Origin of the sequence: Pseudomonas protegens, from assembly GCF_003732485.1 — a bacterium.
Lineage (GTDB): Bacteria > Pseudomonadota > Gammaproteobacteria > Pseudomonadales > Pseudomonadaceae > Aquipseudomonas > Aquipseudomonas protegens_B.
Window position 1 is genome coordinate 58,109 of record NZ_MOAK01000088.1, and the last position, 6,510, is coordinate 64,618.

The window sequence follows — 6,510 nt, forward strand, 5'->3', positions numbered from 1 at the left end:
GGCCATGATCAGGGTCATCATCACGGTACCGAAGATCGCCGGGAAGATCCCGCCTTCGGTGTTGGCTTCACGGGGGTCGTCGCTGAGAAATTCCCAGACCTTGCTGAAGTAGAAACCGATCTTGGTGAAGGTGCCCATGGCATTCGGCTGGTAGGCGTGCACCACCTTGCCCAGGCCGATCTCCAGCTCTTTGCCGTTGGCATCGCGGGCGGTCAGGCTGTCGCGATTGAACTGGGCGTGCAGGTCATTGAGCCGGGCTTCGATGTCCTGGTAACGGGCATTGAGCTCGGCACGCTCGGCGTCCATGTCGGCTTGGGCGGCGGGGCTCATCTGGCCCTCCAGCTCCAGCTTGCGACCGTGCAGACGGATGCGCTCCAGACCGGCGTTAATCGCACCGATGTCGGACTTCTCCAGGCTCTTGAGCTGGGCTGCCAGCTTGTTCACCCGGTCGATCCGCGCTTGCAGCTCGGGCCAGGCGGCTTCGCCCTCGGCAATCACCTTGCCGCTTTCCTTGACGTTGACCAGGTAGCCGTAGAAGTTGCCCCACTCACGGCGCTCGATGGCCATCAGCTCTTTGGGGTAGCTCTGGTTGATCAGCCATTCACCGACGATCCACGTGAAGTCGTTGCCGTTCAAGTCACGGTTGCCGACCTTGATCAGCTCCCGGGTCATGAACTCCGGGCCCTGGTCGGGCACCGGCAGACCGGCACTCTTCAGGCGCGCCCGGGGCACTTCTTCCTTCTGCACCACTTCACCGATGACCAGGTGGTTGGCCTGGCCCGGCACGTCATAGTTGGCGTGCACCAGGTCGGCCGGCCAGAAGTGGCCGAGGCCGCGCACAGCGATCACCGCCAGCAGGCCGATGGTCATGATGACCGCGATGGACACCGCGCCACCGCTGATCCAGACGCCCGGGGCGCCGCTCTTGAACCAGTCTTTTAGGGAGTTCTGTTTCACAGACTTCTACCTTTCTTAAAGCGACGAGTATTTCTTGCGCAGACGCTGACGGATCAGTTCTGCGAGGGTGTTCATGACGAAGGTGAACAACAGCAGCACCAGCGCCGAGAGGAACAGCACGCGGTAGTGGCTGCCGCCGACTTCCGATTCGGGCATTTCCACCGCGACGTTGGCGGCCAGGGTGCGCAGGCCTTCGAACAGGTTCATTTCCATGACCGGGGTGTTGCCGGTGGCCATCAGCACGATCATGGTCTCGCCCACGGCGCGGCCCATGCCGATCATCAGCGCGGAGAAGATCCCCGGGCTGGCGGTGAGGATCACCACGCGAGTCATGGTCTGCCACGGCGTGGCGCCCAGGGCCAGGGAGCCCAGGGTCAGGCCGTGGGGTACGCTGAACACGGCGTCTTCGGCAATGGAGTAGATGTTCGGAATCACCGCAAAACCCATGGCCAGACCAACTACCAGGGCGTTGCGCTGGTCGTAGGTGATCCCCAGGTCGTGGGAGATCCACATGCGCATGTCGCCGCCGAAGAACCAGTTCTCCATGAACGGGCTCATGTACAGCGACAACCAGCCCACGAACAGGATCACCGGAATCAGCAGCGCACTTTCCCAACCATCCGGCACTTTCAGGCGGATCGACTCCGGTAGGCGGCTGAAGATGAAACCGGCCACCAGAATGCCGATCGGCAGCAACATCAATAGGCTGAAGATGCCCGGTAGATGACCTTCGACATAGGGCGCCAGGAACAGGCCGGCGAAGAAGCCGAGGATCACCGTCGGCATCGCTTCCATCAGTTCGATCACCGGCTTGACCTTGCGGCGCATGCCCGGGGCCATGAAGTAGGCGGTGTAGATCGCCGCCGCCACCGCCAGCGGAGCCGCCAGCAGCATGGCGTAGAACGCCGCCTTCAGGGTGCCGAAGGTCAGGGGCGAGAGGCTCAGCTTGGGTTCGAAATCGGTGTTGGCCGCGGTGGATTGCCAGACGTATTTAGGCTCGTCGTAGTTCTCGTACCAGACCTTGCTCCACAGCGCGCTCCAGGACACTTCCGGGTGCGGGTTGTCCAGCAGCAGCGGTTGCAGCTTGCCGCCAGCCTCGACGATCACCCGGTTGGCCCGTGGCGACAGGCCGAACAGGCCCTGGCCGTCCACCACCTGATCCACCAGCAGGGTGCGGTGGGCGGTGCTGTGGAACACCCCGAGCTTGCCGGCGGCATCCAGGGCAACGAAACCCTTGCGGCGCTCTTCGGCGGTGATTTCAACGATAGGCGCGGTGCCCATCTGGAAGGTGCGAATCTGTTTCAGGCGCAGTTCGCCATCCGGGTCGCGAGCCATGAACCACTGGGCCAGGCCGCCCTTGGAAGTGCCGATGATCAGCGAGATGCCGCCCACCAGCTGGGTGCTGGCGGTGACTTCGGTGTTGGCATCTTCCAGCAGCTTGTAGCGACCGTTGAGGCTCTTGTCCCGCAGGCTGAACACGTCGGCCTGGGCCCGGCCATTGATCACATACAGCCATTGCTGGCGCGGATCGATGTACATCGCCTTCACCGCCTCGGTCATCTGCGGCAGCTCGATGCGGCTCTGCTCGCTGGTGACTTCGCCGGTCATCATGTTTTCTTCGCTGGTCAGTTTCAGCACATGCAGTTGCGCACCGGTGGAACCGGCGATGATCAGCGACGAATCGGTGGCGTTGAGGTTGACGTGCTCCAGGGCACCGCCCTGCTCGTTCAGGGTGATCGGAGTTTCGCCGTAGGGGTACTCGATGGCCGGCGAGATGGTCTTCTTGCCGTCCGGGTAGCTGACCTTGTAGGTGTGACGGAACACAAGAACCTGGCCGTTGGACAGGCCGACCACCACCAGCGGGTTGCCGGGCTGGTCCTTGCCGATGGAGGTGACGCTGGCGCCCGCCGGAATCGGCAGCTCGACCTTGCGCAGCTCGGCACCGCTGTCGATGTCGAAGAACAGCGCCTGCCCTTTATCGGAGACACGCATGCCGACCTGGTTCTGCTCTTCCAGGGAGAACATCAGCGGCTTGCCGGCGTCCTGCATCCAGGCAGGCGTCAGCGGGTCCTTGGCGGTCAGGTCGGCCCCCTGGAACAGCGGTACCACGACATAGGCGAGGAAGAAAAAGATCAGGGTGATCGCACCCAGCACCGCCAGTCCGCCAACAAGGACGTACCAACGGGTCAGGCGGTCTTTGAGCGCGCGAATGCGACGCTTGCGTTGCAGTTCAGGCGTATTGAAGTCAATGCGCTTGGGGGGAGAAGTCGTAGTCATGGGGGAGTTGGCCAGATCATTCATGCGCACACCCTAGCGATCCTGTATGACAGAAAGATGACAATGCAGTGACGCAGCAAATCCGCCACGTGGCAGAGCCTGCAGCGGACAGAAAAATGAGGTTGCAGGAGCCGGCCTTGAGCCTGAGTCGCCCTTGCGGGCGCTTGCACTGGTCAGCGGAACGCCGCCCGGCCAGCTCCTACGAAAACCAGAAGGTCCGGGGAGCCCGGACCTTCTGCGGCGGCTTATGCGCCTTCTTTCAGACCCAAGTCAGCCAGGGCCTTGGCGGCCACCTTGGCTGGCAGCGGGATGTAGCCGTCTTTGACCACCACTTCCTGACCCTGCTTGGACAGGACCAGTTTCACGAACTCGGCTTCCAGCGGGGCCAGAGGCTTGTTCGGGGCTTTGTTGATGTAGACGTAGAGGAAGCGCGACAGCGGATACTTGCCGTTCAGGGCGTTTTCTTCGGTGTCTTCGATGAAGTCGCTGCTGCCTTTCTTGGCCAGGGCTACGGTCTTCACACTAGCGGTCTTGTAGCCGATGCCCGAGTAGCCGATGCCGTTCAGCGAGGAGCTGATGGACTGCACCACCGAAGCCGAACCTGGCTGCTCGTTGACGTTAGGCTTGAAATCGCCTTTGCACAGGGCTTCTTCCTTGAAGTAGCCGTAGGTGCCGGATACCGAGTTACGGCCGAACAGTTGCACCGGCTTGTTGGCCAGATCGCCCTTCACACCCAGGTCGCCCCAGGTTTTTACATCAGCCTTGGCGCCGCACAGACGGGTGGACGAGAAAATCGCGTCGACCTGTTCCATGGTCAGGTGCTGGATCGGGTTGTCCTTGTGCACGAACACCGCCAGGGCGTCCACGGCCACCGGGATAGCGGTTGGCTTGTAGCCGTACTTCTGCTCGAAGGCCGCAAGTTCCGTGTCCTTCATCTTGCGGCTCATCGGGCCCAGGTTGGAGGTGCCTTCGGTCAGCGCGGGTGGCGCGGTGGCGGAGCCGGCGGCCTGAATCTGGATGTTGACGTTCGGGTATTCTTTTTTGTAGTTCTCGGCCCACAGGGTCATCAGGTTCGCCAAGGTATCGGAACCGACGCTGGACAGGTTGCCCGACACACCAGTGGTCTTGGTGTAGCTCGGGATAGCAGGGTCAACAGCGGCAACCGCGTGGGCAGTCGCAACGCCAGCGGCGACAAAGGTCATTGCCGCCATCAAACGCTTCAGTTTCATGCCTTACTCCTAGCAGATAGGGTGTGTTAAGTCGGGGCCAAGTATCTGTAGGCCGTGTGAACACTCTATGTCCGGAATATGACAATTAGATGAAAGGCCAGCATTCCTCAACGGAAGCCGGCCTTTGCTTATTGTGTCGGTAGGAGCCGGCTGGCCGGCGAACCCATCTAAATGGGCATCAAGCCTGTCAGCGGCCCTTCTTCCACAGGTACAACCCCACCAGCAGGCCGATGCCGCAAATGATTGCCACATAATAGGCCGGGCCCATCGGGCTCTCCTTGAGCAGCCAGGTGACCACCATCGGCGTCAGGCCACCGAAGATCGCGTAGGCCAGGTTGTAGGAAAACGACAGGCCGCTGAAGCGCACCACTGCCGGGAACGCCTTGACCATCACGTAAGGCACCGCACCGATGGTGCCGACGAACAGGCCGGTCAGGGCATACAGCGGGAACAGCCACTGCGGGTTGTCCAGCAGGCCGTGATAGAAGGTCCAGGAGGTGGCCAGCAACAAGGCGCTGCCGAACACGAACACCTTGCCGGCACCGAAACGGTCCGCCAGGGCTCCGGAGGCCACGCAACCCAGGCTCAGGAACACGATCGCCAGGCTGTTGGCTTCCAAAGCCGTGATGGCCGGAAATTTATAGACGGTCTGCAGCACGGTGGGGGTCATCAGGATCACCACGATGATCCCGGCGGACAGCAGCCAGGTCAGCAGCATGGAAATCACGATGGCGCCGCGGTGATCGCGCAGCACAGCGCGCAGCGGCAGTTCTTCGGCCAGGGCCTTGCGCAGTTGCAGCTCGGCGAACACCGGGGTTTCGTGCAGCAGGCGGCGCAGGTACACCGAGAACAGACCGAACACCCCACCCAGCAGGAACGGGATACGCCAGGCGTAATCCGCCACTTCCACCGGGGTGTAGATGCTGTTGATTGCAGTGGCCACCAGCGAGCCCAGGAGAATCCCGGCGGTCAGGCCCGAGGTCAGGGTGCCGCAGGCGTAGCCGATATGCCGCTGGGGAACGTGTTCGGAAACGAATACCCAGGCACCTGGCACTTCACCACCGATGGCCGCGCCCTGGATCACCCGCATCAGCAACAGCAGGATCGGCGCCCACATACCGATCTGCGCGTAGGTCGGCAGCAGGCCCATGATCAGGGTCGGCACCGCCATCATGAAGATGCTCAGGGTGAACATCTTCTTGCGCCCCAGCAGATCGCCGAAGTGCGCCATGACAATCCCGCCCAGGGGCCGCGCCAGGTAACCGGCGGCGAAGATGCCGAAGGTCTGCATCAGGCGCAGCCACTCGGGCATGTCTGCCGGGAAGAACAGCTTGCCGACCACGGTGGCGAAGAACACGAAAATGATGAAGTCGTAGAACTCCAGCGCGCCGCCCAGGGCAGACAGCGACAGGGTCTTGTAGTCACTACGGGTCAAGGGACGGGCGGGCTGCGCTGGCTGCGCGGCGCTCGAGGGCACAGTGGTCATGGCAAGGGCTTCTCTTATTAGTCGGTTCTGGAAGCCGCAACAGCGCTGGTTGGGGCCTGGCAGGTTCGGCACGATAGCAAATTGTTCGAATGCGTACACAGCGGCGCACAAATGACTCACAAATTTGCGAACTGAGTGGGTCGTCGCGGAGTCTATCGACCGATATACTCGCAAACCTCGAAGCGCAAAGCCGCTTCTGGCAAGGGTTGCTGTGCGAAAACGCTGCTGCGCGCCCCAGTCCCTGGACAGTGCCAGTCGATTTCGCAGAGTTTCCCTTTAGCACGCCTTAGAAAGAACGTGACGAACGCAGTGTGTTCGGGCTGAATCGTTTTTCCTGAAGACGGCTATTCACCTGAAGTACCCATGAAGCGTCACGGGTCAGAGGCCCCTCGGCATGATAGAACTCGAACAAGAAGATCCAATCCCGCAAGGCGACCTGGCCCTGCAAATCACCGCTTTGCCCCGTGAAACCAACGGCTTTGGCGATATTTTCGGCGGCTGGCTGGTGGCGCAGATGGACCTGGCGGGCACCGCCATGGCCAGCCGCGTCGCCGGCGGGCG

Annotated in this window: 5 protein-coding genes; 1 reads left to right on the forward strand and 4 read right to left on the reverse strand. The window is 61.9% G+C overall.

Annotation, left to right across the window (positions count from 1 at the left end; all coding sequences use genetic code 11):
* The 4 genes from BLX41_RS33935 to BLX41_RS31650 form a co-directional block, all read right to left on the reverse strand.
* Nucleotides 1-957 (reverse strand): ABC transporter permease family protein (locus tag BLX41_RS33935; protein WP_473241695.1); only part of this gene is annotated, 957 nt, incomplete at its 3' end.
* A gap of 15 nt (nucleotides 958-972) precedes the next feature.
* Nucleotides 973-3,006, reverse strand: a complete 2,034-nt coding sequence (locus BLX41_RS31640; RefSeq protein WP_185073889.1) for an ABC transporter permease subunit — start codon at nucleotides 3,004-3,006, stop codon at nucleotides 973-975.
* 473 nt (nucleotides 3,007-3,479) lie between these two features.
* Complete coding sequence (locus BLX41_RS31645; protein WP_102881328.1) at nucleotides 3,480-4,463, reverse strand: phosphate ABC transporter substrate-binding protein PstS; 984 nt, start codon at nucleotides 4,461-4,463, stop codon at nucleotides 3,480-3,482.
* 187 nt (nucleotides 4,464-4,650) lie between these two features.
* On the reverse strand, nucleotides 4,651-5,949 hold the full coding sequence (locus BLX41_RS31650) for an MFS transporter (protein ID WP_123728043.1): 1,299 nt from the start codon (nucleotides 5,947-5,949) through the stop codon (nucleotides 4,651-4,653).
* 394 nt (nucleotides 5,950-6,343) lie between these two features.
* On the opposite strand from BLX41_RS31650, the gene BLX41_RS36875 reads away from it, so the two are divergent.
* Nucleotides 6,344-6,510: hotdog domain-containing protein (locus BLX41_RS36875; RefSeq protein WP_404942819.1), on the forward strand; the 167-nt coding region annotated here is incomplete at its 3' end.

Bases quoted from the DNA above. Each gene is read 5' to 3' on its own strand.
- BLX41_RS31650 (WP_123728043.1), bottom strand. From the start codon at position 5,949: ATGACCACTGTGCCCTCGAGCGCCGCGCAGCCAGCGCAGCCCGCCCGT.
- BLX41_RS31640 (WP_185073889.1), bottom strand. From the start codon at position 3,006: ATGCAGGACGCCGGCAAGCCGCTGATGTTCTCCCTGGAAGAGCAGAAC.
- BLX41_RS31645 (WP_102881328.1), bottom strand. From the start codon at position 4,463: ATGAAACTGAAGCGTTTGATGGCGGCAATGACCTTTGTCGCCGCTGGC.